Origin of the sequence: Alkalihalobacterium elongatum (assembly GCF_019024285.1) — a bacterium.
In the GTDB taxonomy this organism is placed as follows: Bacteria; Bacillota; Bacilli; order Bacillales; family Bacillaceae_F; genus Alkalihalobacterium; species Alkalihalobacterium elongatum.
Genome location: NZ_WMKZ01000012.1, coordinates 1 through 15,175, shown reverse-complemented (window position 1 = coordinate 15,175; position 15,175 = coordinate 1). Strand labels below are relative to the sequence as shown.

The following is a 15,175-nucleotide window of genomic DNA, read 5'->3' as shown; positions in this document are numbered from 1 at the left end:
TCACAGTTATTTAATCGCTGCATTAATTCATATAATGTAGATTTAATAATTTATAGTTGTATGGACTCTCCAAAAATACTTCTATAAGATCGATATCCGAATGGCGGTGTGAATTTATTTTATGCGTGACTATATACAAGAAATGTTGAAAAGAAAAGATCTATTAGTATACCTTGTCAAATCAGGGTTGAAAGCGGAACACCGCAATAGCTACCTTGGCTATTTCTGGTGGTTACTCGATCCGCTGTTAAATGTCCTTGTTTACTACTTTTTAGTATCCGTTATTTTAGGACGCGGCGGTGAAAACTTTGCAGTATTCCTCGTCATTGGATTAATCGGCTGGCGTTGGATGAATACAACGGTAAATACATCGGCAAAAGCTATTGTGAGGCAATCATCACTTATTAATCAGGTATATTTACCGAAGTCCGTCTTTCCACTATCAGCCTCATTTACTCAAGTCGTTAACTTTGTTTTCGGTTTAGTTGTTATTGCTATCTTTTTAGCTGTATTTGGCGTTATGCCAGGGTGGCAAGTCGTTTATCTACCATTAATTATTATGGTTCAATTAGTATTTTTATTAGCAATCAGTTTATTTGTGGCCTATATTTGTGTATTTGTTCGTGACATTGATAATATTTTGTCTCATATTTTACGTGTATTTTTCTATGCCTCCCCGATCATTTGGGAAGGTGGGCGTTTGCCAGATGAATATAGCTGGGTCATTGCCTATAATCCAGTTGCGATTATTTTAGATTCATATCGTGCTGTTCTTATGTACCAAGCAAACCCTCAATTTGTCGGGCTGTTCGTCATTACCATTTCTTCTATCTTAGTAATCATTTGGTTATTATATTATTATAGTCGAAATGAACACAAAATTATTAAAGCACTATAAAAGAGGTTTTTCATATGACATTAAGAGAGAATATTTCGGTGGATCAGACGAGGGAAGTAGTAATCCGTGCAAGTAATCTCGGTGTATCTTTTAGCGCTACCCGTAAAGATGATTATAAATCACATGTAATTAATCTGTTTCGCCGAAACAAGGAATCAACTGTCGAAAAAGACAAAGTGGTTTGGCCTCTTAAAAACTTAGATTTCACAGGATATAAAGGTGAAATTCTTGGAATTATCGGCTCAAATGGTTCTGGGAAAACAACTCTTTGTAAAATGATTTCAGGAATCCTTCAGCCTGATGAAGGAGAACTTTTTGTAGACGGTCGTGTATCTGCTTTGTTTTCATTAGGTATGGGTTTTAATAAAGAACTAACAGGTAGAGAAAATGTCTATTTAAACGGAATGATGTTAGGAATCGGTAAAGATAAGATCAGTTCCTTTATCGAAGAAATACAAGAGTTTTCTGGCTTAGGCCAGTTTATAGATCAACCGATGAAAAAGTATTCAAGTGGAATGAAGGCAAGGCTAGGGTTTAGCGTAGCATCGTTTCTAGAGCCAGAGATCTTAATCCTTGATGAAGCATTGAACACAGGGGACGCTGCGTTCAGTAGGAAAGCAGCAGCAAAGATGAAAGAGCTCGTTGAGAAGGCGAAGATGGTCGTCCTTGTCACCCATAGTCTTCGTTACGCCCAAAAGAACTGTGATCGGTTAATTTGGTTAGATAAAGGTGTTATTAGAGCCGTAGGGGAGCCCGCTGAAATTGTTGAGATGTACAAGGCATCTGTTCCTGTTAAAAGTAGAAGGCCAAGAAAGAAGCTAGAGATCCAAAAGACCAATCAAATGGTGAGAGATCGAGTCGTCGTAAAGGCAGAAAATGTCGGCGTCTCTTATCAAATGAAGAAAGATACCTTCTGGGCACTACGAAACGTTAACTTCGAAGTGAAGGAAGGAGAGGTCGTTGGAATTATTGGCCATAATGGTGCTGGTAAAAGTACATTATGCAGGCTGATGACCAACATCTTAACGCCAGATGAAGGGCATATGGCTTTGCATGGCGAAACGACTTCATTGTTAGGCTACGGTACGGGCTTTAACTCACAGTTATCTGGACGCGATAACATTTACCTGAACGGTTTGCTGTTAGGTATTTCGAAAGAAAAAATTGAACAGGATGCACCCGAGATTATCGAATACTCTGGACTGCAACGCGTGATCGACAAGCCTGTTAAAGAATACTCAAGCGGTATGCAAGCCCGACTTGGCTTTAGTATCGCAGCGACTTTACAACCAGATATTTTTATTATCGATGAAGCCCTTTCTACTGGAGATATGGCTTTTAAACAGAAGGCCAGTGAGCGAATTCAGGATATGATGGAAAAAGCGAAAGCGGTCATCATCGTATCCCATAGTATGAATTTCGTAGAAAAAATTTGTACACGAGTCATTTGGTTAGAAAAAGGTCAAATCCGTTATGATGGGGACCCGACAGAAGCGGTGGAGCTATACCGTGAAAGTGTTGGCGCTCCTAAAAAGATAGTAAAGAAAAAAGCTCCAGCTAAAAAGAAGAAAAAACGAGTCAAAAAAGCAGAAACAAAAAGTATTGAATAGGTGCTGAGGATAAGATGGTAAAATCAAACATCCGAAAAATTTTAAATGCAACAGAACAGTTAAGTTATAAGGTGCTTACTCCAAAACAGCGGGAATGGCTTAAAAATTCGTTAACAGACAAGCAAAAGTTTTATATAAAGAAAATATTATTTTCAGGGAAATGGCAACGAGCAGAGATTACGCAAGTCAAACATCGTCTGTATAACCTCGGTTTTACTAAAAGAGGACTTACAGAGCTTGAAGTTTTATGTCAGGCAAAGGATGAACCTTATTTAAATCGTCTGGCTAATTGGGAGCTTGCTTTATGGCATGCGAATCAATATGACAAGGATCATGCGCAAAAATGTCTCGAATTATTACCAAAAGCAATCCAGGATGAAGCCGATCCAAATAAAATTCGTCAGGCTGCAATTATGGAAGCGGAATGCTACGAAATACTAGGAGACATTCCAGCAGCAAAAGAAGCGTTATCAAAAGCACTAGCAACTGGAGAGCATGCCGACACGTACCTTGCAGCGGCGAACTTAGAAACGTCAATGACAAAACGGCTGAATTGGGTGAATAAAGCATTAGACCTTTACGAAATCAATCATGTTTTCCTTACTGAAGAGAACGAAGAGAAGCTCGCTTATGATCGTCTGGGTTCTAATGGGGAAAAATACGAAGAAGCAAGCTCAGGTCCAAAGGTAACCATTATAATGCCTGTGTACAATGCTGAAGACGTCATTGAAACATCACTTGATTCCATACTTGCACAAACATGGACGAACCTTGAAGTGCTAGTTGTTGATGATTGTAGCCCAGATCAAACAGCAAGCATGGTTGAGGAGTACGAGAAAAAGGATGCACGTGTAAAACTGTTAAGGGCAAAGGTCAACGGTGGAGCCTATGCTGCACGTAACTTGGCGTTGAAAGAAGCGACAGGTGACTTTATAACAATCAATGATGCCGATGACTGGTCACATGTCCAGAAGATTGAGCTGCAAGTACGTCACTTAGTTGCAAATCCAGATATGATTGGGAACACATCGCAACAAGCAAGAGCGACGAACGATATGAAATTTTATCGCCGCGGCAAGCCTGGAACGTATATTTTCAGCAATATGTCATCCTTTATGTTTAGGCGTGAAGCCGTTACAGAAAAGCTAGGTTTTTGGGATACGGTTCGTTTTGCTGCCGATTCCGAGTTCATTCGCCGAATTAAAAAAGTGTTTGGAGAAAAATCAATAATTGAGCTACCAACAGGACCACTCTCCTTTCAACGACAAACCGAGTCATCACTAACTGGAAATTCAGCGTTTGGTTACCATGGCTTTAAAATGGGTGTAAGAAGGGAATATGAAGAGGCACATGATTACTTCCATGCGCATACGGATAATTTCTATTATGATTTCCCGCAAACGGTGCGACCTTTCCCAGTCCCAGAACCGATGTGGACGAAAAAAGAAGAAAAGTCAGACGGGTATCGTTCATTTGATGTCTTGATCGCTGCTGATTATCGCCTAAGCGAAAATGACGAGTTTGTCCAAGAAATCAAGACAGCAAAAGAAAATGGATTAAAGATCGGCCTCGTTCAAATGTTTCAATATGAAGTGAGTCCTGATAAAAAGGTTCATTCGCTCGTTCGTGATTTACTTGATGGCGACCAAGTGCAAATGGTCGTTTATGGGGAGAAAATAATTTGTGATGCACTTGTCATTAGGGATGCACGAGTACTGCAAGAATGGCAAAAACACATTCCTCAAGTAAAAGCAAACGCTGCTCATGTTGTCATTATAGACGTATCTCTGGATACAGACCGCGAAAAAGATGAAACGGCGCCACTTGACCTATCGGCTTGTTATAGAAACTTCGAGGAGTATTTCGCACAAAAGCCAAATTGGTATCCTATCAATTCGCACGTACGTAACACACTTATCAATACTAGCCGTTCTGAGAATAGCTCATTGAACCTAGCAGATAAGGATTGGGATTTGGGGGAAGTCATCATTGAAAGAGTTAAAAAATAGTTCGTCTAAACCAGAAACGCAAACCGAAGATCGGCTCTTAGACAAGTTAATTAAACAAGAAGCAGAACTCCAGAAGCTGCAAAAAGAAAAGAGACAGCTTCAAAAACAAAAAGACTTAGTAGAAAAAAATTATAAGACGATCACGAAAAGCCCGTACTATAAATATTCATGGCCGTTAAGAAAATCGATCAACGTCATAAAAGGAACGTGGCACTCTGTCCAAACAGCGATTTATGGCTCTAAATATAAATTAACAACTGAAGAAAATCAGAAGCTGAAGGCAAAGACGAAAAAACTTCAAAAAGAGCTATTTGTTGCTAAAGAAAAGCTCAAGAAATCGAAAGACATTCTTGAGCAGCAACAGAAACGGGAAACAGAGCTCTTGTTAAAGCTTGAGGAAATAGACCGTGAAGCGCTTCTCGAAAAAGTGAAAGCGGCCAACGAAAAAGGTGAAATCATTGAATTTCTCGACAGTATGGTTGAGAATAGATCCATTCATGATGCTAAATATTGTGAGTCCTTAAAGCAAGCGGCTAAACTATTCATAAACAAAGACGATGATTTAAAGCGTCTCGTCTATGAAAAAGTATTAACAGGTTTAAAAATTGAAGAAATTCCTGAATTTATTATTCGCTCTGCAGAGACTGCTGACTCACTATCTCTTCACGAAGTAGCCTCTTTTAGAGCAAGCTTAAGTATGAGAGCGAGACAAAGGCAGCTCGATCGGTTTGTACCAGAGTGGATGCTTGATAATAAGGTGGATGCGTATTCGTTTATTGATCAGCTCGGAGTTAGAAGACCGTGGGTATCGATTGAGACGTATACGTTTAAAGAAATTCCCCCAAAAGAGAAAATCGTGATTAAACCTTTTGACGGAGCTGGCTCGAGAGGTGTTTACCTCGTTCACTCGCCAACTCATATCCAGGATGTGAAACGCTCTGAAATCATTCAAAGCTGGGACGAGCTTCAAGCCTATTTGAAGGCAGATCTCGCGTCTGGCTGGGTTGAAAAGGATGAGTGGATCACCGAGGAACTTGTCCTTGAAAGTGAAACAGAAAAAACAGCTGCACGTGATTTGAAGTTTTATTGCTTCTATGGAAAAGTCGCATTAATTCTTGAAATTATCCGTTTTCCAGAGGTTAAATACTGTTGGTGGACAGCAGCAGGAGAACAAGTGGCCACTGGAAAGTACGAGGATGATCGATTCGAAGGCAACGGAGTCACTGAAGCGCAAATTCAGATAGCTGAAAAAATAAGCGCAGAAATCCCAGCCCCATTTATGCGCATCGATTTTTTAAAGAGTGGTGACGAACTCGTCTTTGGCGAATTCACACCGAAGCCTGGACACTATGATCATTTTGATAATAATACAGACCGACTGTTAGGTGAATACTTCTTAGAAGCCGAAGGGCGTTTAGTGAAGGACTTATTATTAGAAAATAAGTTTACGCATTTTATTAGTTTTTTAGAACAGTCTAGAAAAATAGAGAAACTATAGGTAAAATGTATTGGGGAGATCGACTTGAGCGGTCTCTTAATGCTATATAATTATATTTAAAAACCTAACAATTTGACAGATATAAGCAGTGTTGGTTGATTCTTAGGAGGAAACTCAATGGAGAAAAAAGCAGAATGGCTTCCTGACCTTTCAAATGAAGTAGTAGAGGCTGCGCGGGGTCATGAATTATGTCCGTATGTAATAGCATTGGAAGGTTGGAGAAGAGGGTTAACTCTAAAATGGTACTCGAAAGAATCAGAAAAATTTAGTGATATAAAGGTTTGGTATGTTAATAAGCCTGGTAGATTGTTTTCTCTTAGTTCACAAGACAAGACTCATTATTTTTTTCGTTCTCGTGGTGACCTAGTAACGAATGAAGCCGTTGAAATTGGTGCTGATAAGGAAGCGACAAAAAACTGGTTAACAAAAGCTAATGTTGCTGTTCCAAAGGGAAAACAGTTTAGCGCAGAAGCAACAAATGAAGAAATAATTAATTTCGCTGCAACGATTGGTTATCCACTAGTTGTTAAGCCAACGGATGGAAGCTTTGGGCGAGGTGTCGTCACAAACATCGAAAATGCCGAAGCACTAGAGCATGCATTAGTTTATGTGCGATCAGAGCTCAATTTTCCAGATGTCATTATTGAAGAGCATATCTCTGGAGATGATTACAGGTTATACGTCGTAGATGACCAAGTGGTAGGTGCTATCCGCCGAATCCCTGCAAACGTTGTGGGCGATGGGACGCAAACAATTCAACAGCTAATTGATCGGAAAAACGAGGAGAGAATGAAAAATCCGCGATTGTTTAGCTGTTTAATTGAAATTGATCAAGAAGTCCGTGAGATGTTAGAGAAATCAGAAAAGAGTTTGAACAGTGTTCCAGCTGATGGAGAGACTGTATATCTGCGAGAAAAAAGTAATATATCTCTAGGAGGAGACTCCGCAGATGCTCTAGATGAACTCACACCAGAGATCAAAAATACAGTTGTTAATGCGGTTAAAGCTGTACCTGGGCTCACGCACGGTGGTATAGATATTATTATCGATGAATCACAGCCAGAAAATAACCAAGCCGTCATTTTAGAGTTAAATCCAACGGCACAATTAGGTTCATTGTTATACCCAATGGAAGGCAAAGGTCGAGACATTCCTGGGGCTATTATTGATTATTATTTCCCAGAAACAAAATCAGTTGATAAGACGAATCTTTACTTTGATTTCAAGAGTGTATTACAGCCATTAGCGAGCAAAACAGCGATTGAGGTTGAAGTGACAAAACCAACCTTAGGCAGAGTATATGCTAAGAAATATGTCATTTACGGGGAAGTACAAATAGTTGCCTATCACCAATGGTTACGTAAAAGAGCGCTTGAATTAAATTTAAGTGGTGTCATTAACAATATGACAGACAACAGTATTGATGTTATTGTAGCTGGTGTTAATCAAGAGGACGTCGAGCGATTTATGGAGATAATAAGACAAGACCCAAGAAATGTAGAAATTCGAGAAGTGGTTGAAGAAACGTGGGACAAGTCAGTCCGAATTGGTTTTGAGATCCAAGCGGAATTAAAAGAATTAATAGCTGAAATAAATAAATCGCGTAAAGAGCTGGAAAAAATAGAGAGACAGCGACAGCGAGCTGAACAAAAATATATGAAATTGCAAAATAGTAAAGTATGGCGCTTAACTTTACCGATTAGAAAGGTATTTGACTGGGTTAAATATATTAAGCGTAAAATATCATAACTTTGGTATTTAGCATTTGTAGCAACACAATAATCGTGCTTTTACCAGGAGGGGAAATCAAATGCAATACAATAAAAATTGGCTTCCGCATTTAGAAGGTGCCATTCCAGTTGAAGCCCATAGTGACAATCTAAGTATGTACACCATTGCGTTGGAAGGCTGGAGAAGAGGATTAACCTTAAAGTTTTACACGGTCTATAAAAATAAAAATAATAAAAATAAGTTTCGATATTCTTTAACCTATGAAGGAAGAGAACACTTATTTTCTCACTCATTAGGCGATAAAATTTCTAAAGAAGGTATTGATATATGTAGAAATAAAGAATTAACGAGACAGACCCTCGCAAATGCAGGAGTAGATGTCCCTGCTGGAACAAGTTTCCCAGCTGAAGCGAACGATGAAGAGATCATTGAATACGCTAAGACGATTGGTTTTCCACTTGTTATTAAACCGACAAACGGTAGTTTAGGGAGAGGGGTTTTTGTTAACATCCAAGATATGGATACGTTTAATAAGAACCTTGAATATATACGCAAAGAACTGAACTATGACAGTGTAATTGTAGAAAAATTTGTGCAAGGTGAAGAGTGCAGAATTTATGTGATTGAAAACGAAGTGATAGGTGCGGCAAATCGTATTCCAGCTAATGTTATTGGGGATGGTAAAAATAACATTAAGAAACTGATCGAACTCAAAAATAAAGATAGACAAAACAACCCAGTTGCTTCAAAGCGTTTAATTAAAGTTGACAATGAAGTACTTACGCTTCTAGAGGCTTCGGGTTATACATTAGAGTCTATTCCAGAAGAAGGTGAGCGAGTTTTCTTACGAGAAAAGAGCAACCTATCCGCAGGTGGAGACCCTGTCGATTTTACACCTCAACTAACTCCAGAAATGAAACAAACTGCCATTAATGCTGCAAAGGCAGTGGGTTTATCGCATTGTGGTTTAGATATGATTGTGGATGTAAAAAATAATAGGGGTGTAGTCATCGAAGTAAACTCTAGAGCTCATATCGGTTCTATAATGTTTCCAATGGAAGGACAGGCTCGTGATGTTCCTAAAGCGATCATTGATTATTATTTTCCAGAAACAGTTAATAATAAAATACAGAATGTTCACTTCAGTTATAAAACGATAGCAGATCTTCTCAAAAGTGGCGTGGTTGGCGAGTTTATTGTCCCTCAAGCACCGCAAGAAGAGTTGTATAAACAAAGCTATACGGTTTCTGGTAAAGTACAGGGTGTTGGCTATAGACGTTGGGTTCTAAGGAGATGTCGAAATCTAGAATTACATGGATTTGCAAAAAACTTGAATAATGGAAATGTATTAATTGTCATTGCTGGTAAAAGAGACAGTATTGAACAATTTGAAAGCCTTATTTATAATGAAAGTCCGAACAAAGCTATTGTAAAAAAGGTAGAAAAAAGTGAGTGGCTGAGTTCGGTTAATGTTGGATTTGAAGTACTAGAAGAAGGTAAATTGAAGGACACAACTAAAAATGAACTAAAAAATAAGCTCGCAGCAGAAGTAGAATTAAATCAAAAATTAGAAAAACAAATGAAAGAGCTTGAACAAAAATATCATTCGCTTGAAAATAAATATAGAGTACTAGAAGAAAGCGTTAGTTGGCGTATAACGAAACCAATTCGAATAATTAGGAAGCTGATGAAAACGAATTAAATGCTAAAATCTTGATAGTGACACAATCCTTAATTACCTATATAGTTTAGTTAAGGAAAGTACAGTAAAGAGGGATACGTATGCAGGAGAATAGAAAATGGCTACCGCATTATGTAGATGCTGTACCATTAGAAGCTCGTAGAAAAAAAACAAGTATGTATGTAATAGCTCTTGAAGCTTGGAGAAGAGGCATTACGCTAAAGTTTTATAACCATAATGAGGATGGGAAATTTCAAATCAGATACTCTCTTGGTTATAATGGACGCGTACATCACTTTCAAGGTTCTAAAGGCGATAAAGTTTCTGAAGAAGCTTATGATATTTGTAATAATAAAGGTCTCACGAATGATCGTCTAGTTAAAGCAGGTGTACCTACACCTCAAGGAAGAAAGTTTGCAGAAACAGCAACGAATGAAGAGATCTTTAGTTATGCCAATAAACTGGAGTATCCTCTTGTTGTTAAACCAACTAATGGTTGTGCAGGTAAAGGGGTTATTGCAAACATTGAAACAGAAAAGGAATTTGTCGAAGCTGTAAAATATGTACGAGAACAACTCAATTTCCCAGAAATCATTGTTGAGCAGTTTGTTACTGGTGAGGAAATTAGAATTTATGTACTAGGCGATAAAGTACTCGGTGCAGCAAACCGAAGACCAGCGAATATTGTTGGAGACGGTGTAAATACAGTTAGACAATTAATTCGTATAAAAAATAAACAGCGAAAAGATATACCTCACCTTTACTTCAGACCGATTAAAATGGATAAAGAAGTCCTTCATTCTATTGAAGCGGCGGGTTACACACTAGAAAGTGTTCCAAAGGAAGGTAAACGTATTTATCTGAGAAAGATTAGTAATGTATCTGCAGGGGGAGACCCTATTGATGTCACTGATCAATTAACAGATGAACTGAAAGAAATTGCCGTTAATGCTGTTAAAGCTGTTCCAGGGTTAGTTCAATGTGGAGTCGATATGATTGTAAACCCTACGTTTACTAAGGGTGTCATATTAGAGCTGAATACAAAAGCTGGTATTGGTTCGCACTTATATCCTATAGAAGGTGAAGCAAAAGATATACCAAAGGCTATTATTGATTATTATTTCCCAGAAACAAAAGGTATGGATACGGAAAGTTCCAACGTTTTCTTTGATTTCAAGAGCATCGTTGATTCACTACAAAGCCGATCGGTTATTGATATTGAAGTAGCTCCAGTCCCAGCGATTACATGGTATGCAAAGAAGTACACGATCTTAGGCCCTGTAAATATGGGTATAAAGAATATTATCAAGAAACAAGCACTCGACTTAGACCTAAATGGTTATATTCAAAAGATAAATAAGAATGAAATGGAAGTCGTAGTTGCAGGAACGAATGAAGCAGTAGTAGATGGTTTTAAAGAAAAATTAGTTCCATTTAGTAATGTCGATACAATAAGCGAAGAAACGTATAAGAAGCCTATTAAAAAAGGCTTTGAAATCGTCAATAGACTAAATGCGATGACATTAGAGCATCTTGAAGATGAGCTAAACATGTTGAAAAAAGAAATAGATAAAGCGGAAAAAGATCGAATGCGCTATGAAAAGCGCGTTAGAAATATAAAACAAAGTACGTCCTGGAAGCTTACGTTACCATTAAGAAAATTGAGTATGCTGATCAGAGGATTTTTTAAACCGCAAAAAACACTCAAGACCTGAAGGCAACCAAAGAAATAACGTATGATTAGAAGAGGGGTTTTCTTATAAACCCCTCTCTTTTTTTGAAAATAGGTAGAAAAAACTAGTATCTTTATCACAGTAAATCACCTATATTTAAAGATAGGTAGAGAAATAAATGAGCAAAGGTGAGGCAATGATAAAAAAGTATATTATCTTACTTCTAGCATCCATATTATTAATACCTCATATACAAGTCTCTGCACATATTGAAGAGAAAGAGCAGATGATTGTCATCTTTAAAGAAACGATAGATGATGACATTTTAGAAGAATATGACGGTACCCTTATTAAGAAATTTGAACAGCTTTCAACTGCTGCTGTAGAGTTATCACCGAGTGCAGCTGCTGAATTAGAAGAACATCCTGAAGTTTTATCTATAGAAGTGGATCATGTTGTTTCCATTCGTGGGCAAGTCGTTGACTGGGGTGTCCAGCAGATCCAAGCGCCAAAATCCTGGGAGTCAGGTTTTACAGGAAAAGGGGTAAAGATTGCTGTATTAGATACAGGGATTGCACCACATCAAGATTTGAAAATTGAAGGTGGATTTTCAACAAAGACGAGCTCTTACGACGATGATAATGGTCATGGTACTCATGTTGCTGGAATTATCGGAGCAAAGAATAATTCAGTAGGAGTAGTTGGAGTTGCTCCAGATGCACAGCTATATTCAGTAAAAGTATTAGATGAATCAGGAGTAGGAAATATTTCTGATATTGTAGAAGGCATTGAATGGGCCATCTCAAATAATATGGATATTATTAATTTAAGCCTAGCAACCCCAAATAGGTCAGATACATTAAAGCGAGTGGTAGATAATGCATACAATAGTGGGATTTTAGTTGTTGCCGCTGCTGGTAACTATGGAACGGGAAGTGGAAACACTGTAGAGTACCCTGCAAGATACGCTTCAGCGATTGCAGTTGCAGCGACGAACTCGAAGAATAATAGATGGGCAACGTCAGCCACTGGCCCTGCAGTAGAGATTTCTGCTCCAGGTGTGAATATTCTAAGTACACATTTAAATAATAAAACGAGGTTGTCTAGTGGTACGTCAATGTCGACAGCATTTGTAACTGGAACCTTAGCGTTATTAAAAGAAGCACACCCTAATTTAACCCATTTGCAATATAGAAAAATGCTACAAGATATGGCTATTGATCTTGGACCAACGGGAAGAGACGAGTTATATGGTTTTGGTTTAGTTCAAGCCCCATTTAATAAAGTGAAAGAACAAGATGAAGACGGCCCGTTGGTTTTAAAAGAAGGAGATAGACGCCCTGAAGTCATCCAACTGAAGCTTGATCTTGAGAGAGCTGGTTTTAAAGTATCAGATAACCCAACCGATTATTATGGTCCGATTACGACTAGAAAAGTAAGGGATTTTCAGTTAGCCTATGGAATTACTCCAGCTGATGGAATAGCAGGTCCAACAACATTAGAAAAATTAAAAGAGATTCCCCACGCATTAACGTTGCGAGAGGGAGATCGCAGACCAGAAGTTATTCAATTAAAGCTGGATCTAGAAAGAGCTGGTTTTAAAGTATCGGATAATCCAACCGACTACTATGGTCCAATTACAACAAATAGAGTAAGAGATTTTCAGCTAGCTTATGGAATTATACCAGTAGATGGAATAGCGAGCCCTGCAACATTGGAAAAATTAAAACAAATTCCTCTTGGATTAACATTAAGAGAAGGAGATAGACGCCCAGAAGTAACTCAATTAAAGCTTGACTTAGAGAGTGTGGGCTTCAAGGTATCGGATAATCCAACTCAATTATATGGTCCAATTACAACAAGTAGAGTAAGAGACTTCCAACTTGCTTATGGTATCATACCAGCAGATGGGGTGGCAGGTCCTGTAACATTACAAAAGTTATCGGAAGTTCTAGCCACATCTTTTTTAAAAGAAGGAGATAGACGCTCTGAAGTAATTCAACTTAAGATCGACTTAGACAATGCTGGCTTCCAAGTTTCAACAAGCCCGAATAACTATTTCGGTCCAATTACGTCTACAAGAGTAAGAGAGTTTCAAGCTCATTACGGTCTAGAAGTGACAGGAGTAGCGGATGTTACGACAAGACAAAAACTCAGTGAAGTGACAACAACATCTCTTAAGGAAGGCGATCGCCTCCCAGACGTCATTCGATTGAAACTAGATTTAGAAATTGCAGGTTTTCTCGTATCTACTAACCCAACGAACTTCTATGGTTCCATTACAACTAGGAAGGTAGAAGAATTTCAAGCGTCAGTTGGACTTCCTGTAACAGGTATCGCTGACCCTGTAACGAGAAAAACACTGATAGAAACGATTAGAAATTAATAAACCTAGAGCAAAAGGAGGGTACGCAAGGCGTACCCTTCTTTTTGATTTATGCTCATAAAAATAGCGCAAGTAAGAGTGTATTGATTACTTGCGCTAAAATAGTAGGCTATTTATCATCTATTATTATAATACGTTACTGTTCCTTTATATATTGCATCGGCAATTCGCTCACGGTACCTGCTTTGGGCAAGCTTGGCACCATCGCTGTTGTTATCAATAAAACCAACCTCAACGAGTACCGATGGAATAGTTATTTCTCTAATGACTCGGAAATTACCTTCTTTCACACCTCTATCAGTCGTTTCCATTGCTTTTACTAACTCTTTTTGAATTTCTTCAGCGAGGCTTTTACTTAGAGAAGAACTACTGCTTCTATTCCAGTAGGTTTCAACACCTCTTGCGCTTTTATTAAATGAATTAGCATGGATACTTACAAAAGAACTGGCATTCGAATTATTCCCAATTCTTACACGTTCGTCTAGAGTGATGAACACATCCGTAGAACGGGTCATAATTACTGTAGCACCAGCAGCCTTCAATTTTTTCTCGACTCGTTTAGAGATATCAAGGACGACATCCTTTTCTTTTAGACCATTGACGCCAATAGCTCCAGAGTCGGATCCGCCATGTCCAGCATCAATTATAATTCTGTACCCTTGTAGAGGCCCTGTTGGTAGTTTTTTAACAATATCCTGTAACGTTTTTAAAGTATAGGGATCTGCAACTCCTGTGACAACTAAGCGGTTAGCCCGCTGAAAGGCTCTTACTTGGGCTTCCGTTTGGTCACCAAAAAGGTTTGTATTATTACCAGGAACAGGGAAACCAACTCTACCTAAATCAACTTTGAGTTGGATGACAGAGCTATGTCTAACACCGTTTCGAAGGACAACAGGAGGATTAGCGGCTACTTCTTTTAATTTATTTAACGTCGCTGGTCCTGCTATTCCATCAGCACGAAGGTTGTACGTATGCTGAAAAGCCTTAACTTGAGCTTCTGTTTGTGAACCATATAAGTTTGTCATATTACCAGGTACTGTGAAGCCAACTTTATCTAAATCTGCTTTTAGTTGAATAACTGCGTCATGCCGATCACCTAAACGAAAAACTGTAGGAGTCGGTGGTGGAAGAGCGTTTACTGCATCTTGCAAAGCTAGTAAAGTCTGTACATCAACAACACCCGTAGCTGGTAATCCTCGACTTAGTTGAAAAGCCGTGACTTGAGCTTCGGTTTGAGAGCCAAAGTAGTTGGTTGTATTTCCAGGTACAGTAAACCCAACTTTGTCCAAGTCAATTTTCAGTTGGATAACAGCCTCATCCCGGTCGCCAAAACGTAGGCCAGTCAATTCGGAAGGAATATTCACGGCATCTTGTAAGGCTAGTAATGTTTGCTCATCAGCAACCCCCGTAACCGGTAAACCTTGGCTTTGTTGAAAAGCCATGACTTGAGCTTCGGTTTGAGAACCGAAGTAATTGGTTGTATTCCCAGGCACGGTAAATCCAACCTGATCGAGACCAATTTTTAGTTGGATAACAGCCTCATCGCGGTCACCAATACGTAAGCCAGTAGGGCTAGCCTGTGAAGCAGCATTTACGGCATGTTGTAAGGTTTGTAATGTTTGCTCATCAGCAACCCCCGTAACCGGTAAACCTTGGCTTTGTTGAAAAGCCATGACTTGAGCTTCGGTT

Annotated in this window: 9 protein-coding genes; 8 read left to right on the top strand and 1 reads right to left on the bottom strand. The window is 38.8% G+C overall.

Annotated features, from left to right (window positions below; all coding sequences use genetic code 11):
- Positions 1-121: 121 nt before the first annotated feature.
- The 8 genes from GKP30_RS13085 to GKP30_RS13050 all read left to right on the top strand — a co-directional run bounded on the left by GKP30_RS13085 (position 122) and on the right by GKP30_RS13050 (position 13,486).
- Entirely contained in the window at positions 122-898 is a 777-nt protein-coding gene (locus tag GKP30_RS13085; RefSeq protein WP_216829905.1) for an ABC transporter permease, read from the top strand.
- Positions 899-912: 14 nt separating this feature from the next.
- A complete protein-coding gene (locus tag GKP30_RS13080; RefSeq protein WP_216829904.1) occupies positions 913-2,508 on the top strand; it encodes an ABC transporter ATP-binding protein in 1,596 nt (531 codons plus the stop codon).
- A 14-nt stretch (positions 2,509-2,522) separates the two neighbouring features.
- Positions 2,523-4,517 carry a glycosyltransferase gene (locus GKP30_RS13075; protein ID WP_216829903.1) on the top strand — a complete coding sequence of 665 codons (1,995 nt, stop codon included), beginning with the start codon at positions 2,523-2,525 and terminating at the stop codon, positions 4,515-4,517.
- Complete coding sequence (locus GKP30_RS13070) at positions 4,498-6,015, top strand: ATP-grasp fold amidoligase family protein (protein WP_216829902.1); 1,518 nt, start codon at positions 4,498-4,500, stop codon at positions 6,013-6,015. Before GKP30_RS13075 ends, GKP30_RS13070 begins: the two co-directional genes overlap by 20 nt.
- Before the next feature lie 117 nt (positions 6,016-6,132).
- Complete coding sequence (locus GKP30_RS13065; RefSeq protein ID WP_216829901.1) at positions 6,133-7,764, top strand: acylphosphatase; 1,632 nt, start codon at positions 6,133-6,135, stop codon at positions 7,762-7,764.
- Between the two features lie 61 nt (positions 7,765-7,825).
- Entirely contained in the window at positions 7,826-9,448 is a 1,623-nt protein-coding gene (locus GKP30_RS13060; protein ID WP_216829900.1) for an acylphosphatase, read from the top strand.
- Between the two features lie 80 nt (positions 9,449-9,528).
- Positions 9,529-11,142, top strand: a complete 1,614-nt coding sequence (locus GKP30_RS13055; protein ID WP_216829899.1) for an ATP-grasp domain-containing protein — start codon at positions 9,529-9,531, stop codon at positions 11,140-11,142.
- Between the two features lie 136 nt (positions 11,143-11,278).
- Positions 11,279-13,486: a peptidoglycan-binding protein gene (locus tag GKP30_RS13050; RefSeq protein WP_216829898.1), complete on the top strand. Its 2,208-nt coding sequence runs from the start codon at positions 11,279-11,281 to the stop codon at positions 13,484-13,486.
- A gap of 116 nt (positions 13,487-13,602) precedes the next feature.
- Here the strand turns inward: GKP30_RS13050 and GKP30_RS13045 are convergent.
- Positions 13,603-15,175: peptidoglycan-binding protein (locus GKP30_RS13045; protein ID WP_216829897.1), on the bottom strand; the 1,573-nt coding region annotated here is incomplete at its 5' end.

What these genes read in the sequence shown, in the direction of transcription:
- GKP30_RS13050 (WP_216829898.1), top strand. Translation starts at nt 11,279, where the DNA reads ATGAGCAAAGGTGAGGCAATGATAAAAAAGTATATTATCTTACTTCTA.
- GKP30_RS13060 (WP_216829900.1), top strand. Translation starts at nt 7,826, where the DNA reads ATGCAATACAATAAAAATTGGCTTCCGCATTTAGAAGGTGCCATTCCA.
- GKP30_RS13055 (WP_216829899.1), top strand. Translation starts at nt 9,529, where the DNA reads ATGCAGGAGAATAGAAAATGGCTACCGCATTATGTAGATGCTGTACCA.
- GKP30_RS13065 (WP_216829901.1), top strand. Translation starts at nt 6,133, where the DNA reads ATGGAGAAAAAAGCAGAATGGCTTCCTGACCTTTCAAATGAAGTAGTA.
- GKP30_RS13080 (WP_216829904.1), top strand. Translation starts at nt 913, where the DNA reads ATGACATTAAGAGAGAATATTTCGGTGGATCAGACGAGGGAAGTAGTA.
- GKP30_RS13075 (WP_216829903.1), top strand. Translation starts at nt 2,523, where the DNA reads ATGGTAAAATCAAACATCCGAAAAATTTTAAATGCAACAGAACAGTTA.
- GKP30_RS13085 (WP_216829905.1), top strand. Translation starts at nt 122, where the DNA reads ATGCGTGACTATATACAAGAAATGTTGAAAAGAAAAGATCTATTAGTA.